Source organism: Kitasatospora sp. NPDC057512 (genome assembly GCF_042802135.1).
Lineage (GTDB): Bacteria > Actinomycetota > Actinomycetes > Streptomycetales > Streptomycetaceae > Kitasatospora.
The window spans coordinates 1-1,034 of the sequence record NZ_JBHVET010001300.1 but is presented as its reverse complement, the minus strand read 5'-3'; the positions used below and the strand labels follow the sequence as shown (position 1 = coordinate 1,034).

General features: G+C 78.5%; 1 pseudogene. It reads left to right on the top strand.

The window, feature by feature from the left end:
• A pseudogene (locus ACFU6K_RS39620) lies at positions 1 to 1,034 on the top strand (chemotaxis protein); the annotation flags it as partial.

Sequence of the window (1,034 nt, the reverse complement as noted above, 5' to 3'; positions counted from 1 at the left end):
ATCGCGCAGCTGGTGCAGCAGGCGAAGGACGCGGGCGCGCAGGCGGCCCAGGAGACTGCTGCGGCGATCGAGGCCAAGGACAAGGCGGTCTACGAGGCGCAGAAGGCCATGGAGGCCGCCGCGCTGGCCGCCTCCGAGACGCAGAAGGCCGGCAACGACGCGGCCAAGGCCACGGAGGCGGCGAACAAGGCCGCCACGGCGGCCGAGCGCGCGGGTGCGGCGGCGCAGACCGCGATGGCCGCCGCCCGGGCGGCCAACGCCGGTGCGCGGGCCGCCGCCTACGCGGCGTCGAACGCGGCCGCCGCGGCGGCCGGTGCCCAGCGGGCCGCGGCCAACGCCGAGACCGCCGCGGCCGCGGCCGCCGGTGACCAGACGAAGGCGCACGACGCGCGGGTGGCGGCGGATGCCGCCGATGCCGCGGCGAAGCTGGCGGCGGACGCGAACACGACGCTCGGTCACGCGAACGACGCCGCGAAGAGCAGCAAGGACGCGGCGGGCGCCGCGCTGAGCGCCAAGGGCAACGCCGATTCCGCGGCGGGCTCCGCCGAGCAGGCCGGTGCCTACGCGGACAGTGCCGGCGGTCAGTCGGCGAAGGCCAAGCAGGCCGCGGCGGCCACGCGCCGTTCGGCCGCCGAGGCCGGCCGCGCCGCCGCCGCCTCGCAGCAGCTGGCCGGGGAGGCCGCCACGATGGCGGAGAAGGCCAAGACGCTGCTGACGTCCGCGGCCTCCCACGCCGCCGCGGCGGCGCAGGCCGCCCGGGACGCCGCCGACCACGCCGGGCAGAGCGGGAACGCCGCGCAGGAGTCGACCAACCACGCGAACGCCGCCTCCGCGGCCGCCGCGGACGCGCAGCGCGCGGTCGACCAGGCCAACGCGGTCCAGGACCTGGCCCGTCGCACCGAGGCCGAGGACCTGGCGAACCGCACCGCCGCCGCCGTGGAGAAGGCCCGCAAGGCGAAGGCCGACGAGGCGGACAAGCAGGCGCAGACCGACCAGGCCGCCCAGCAGGTCCAGAAGGCCAGGGCCGAGGCCGA